Source organism: Streptococcus parasanguinis (genome assembly GCF_016648855.1).
GTDB classification, from domain to species: domain Bacteria; phylum Bacillota; class Bacilli; order Lactobacillales; family Streptococcaceae; genus Streptococcus; species Streptococcus parasanguinis_L.
On record NZ_JACLQU010000024.1, the window covers coordinates 1 to 1320 of the forward strand.

Below are 1320 nucleotides of genomic sequence, written 5' to 3' on the forward strand. Positions count from 1 at the left end.
TATGAGGATAAACCACAAGTAAATCATGTAAAACTTATAAAGATAGCAAAAGGACTTATTTTTTTGTTTAGGCTTATCCTTCCATTTTAAATAAAAGAAATAAGGTGTGTAAATAATTAAAATAAATAGAGATTTCATCTCTAGTACAACCTCTCATCTTATCTTCCCTAATCAAATACATGATTTATAGCATATTAAAACTTTTTATTTTAGCAAACTAATGACAAAATCTAAATGCAAAATCATCGATTAATCAATTCCTCAATTTCGTTTATCCCTTCAAACTCTCCAACACTTTCGAAAAGTTCTATAGCTCGTTTGAAATGTCTGTTGGATAATTCCGTATCTTTCAAGGCTAAATAGATTTCACCTAACCCTCTATAGCTACAAGCCTGAGAAATCACATCATCAGTCTCTAAAGATTGTTCCAATGACAGATTCATGAATGTAAGAGCTTCATTAAAATTGTTTAATTTTAATCTCAAATAGCCTTGTTCGTAGTTATTCACAGCTTTCTTTAGATTATCATTGGGGAAACGCTCTTCAATTATCTCCTCTTCATATTCAATGAGTTTTAAAGCCTTATGAAAATCACCCTGATCCCTGTAGATCATCGCTAATTGATGTAATCCAATGTGTTCATGTTCTTTATCTTCATTTTGTTGAGCTAATAAAATGTATTTCTCAAAGATACGGATACACGAGGCATAGTCTTTTTCTGCCAATAATAAATACCCCATCAGATTTAAAAGGCTAAAATCTGTACAGGTATCAATGGAAAAATCTTGTTCAACCAACTGTTTAGCTTCTGATGTTTTTCCCTCCAGAAACAAATCCCAAGCTGTATCAATTTTAGAGACCATCTATTTCCCCCTTCAACTATAAACAACCTTCATAAAATAAAATCACTCTACAAGAATATGCTAAACACAACCTTTATAGATTTAATCCAATAAGCTAAAGTGTAGCAAAAAGGCCAAATAACTACTATTTGGGCAAAATGTTAATTAGTTTCTTTTTAAACGAGCAATGAGTAACTTAATAAGATAAGCGAGAACTACAAGTGATACTACTAGTAATAATAGATAGAAAATAGAATAAACAAAATAGATTTGCATATCTGACACCTCCTAAATAAAAGAGATTAACCATCTTGTCCTCAATATTATTGTACTCACGTTTGAAAGCGGAGTCAAGCGTTATGATAAATAGTATCAACATCTGGAATAAATTTAAAGCCTACAAAAAGCAAAATAAATCAATCTGTTTCATTTTGAAATCCTTTAACGATTGTAAAATATATCCTATTTTAGAAGAGGT

At 30.4% G+C, this 1320-nt stretch carries 1 protein-coding gene; it reads right to left on the minus strand.

The genetic code is table 11. From position 1 onward, the window contains the following. Positions 1 to 242: 242 nt before the first annotated feature. Positions 243 to 863 carry a tetratricopeptide repeat protein gene (locus tag H7T92_RS10330; protein ID WP_201037715.1) on the minus strand — a complete coding sequence of 207 codons (621 nt, stop codon included), beginning with the start codon at positions 861 to 863 and terminating at the stop codon, positions 243 to 245. Positions 864 to 1320: the final 457 nt, after the last annotated feature.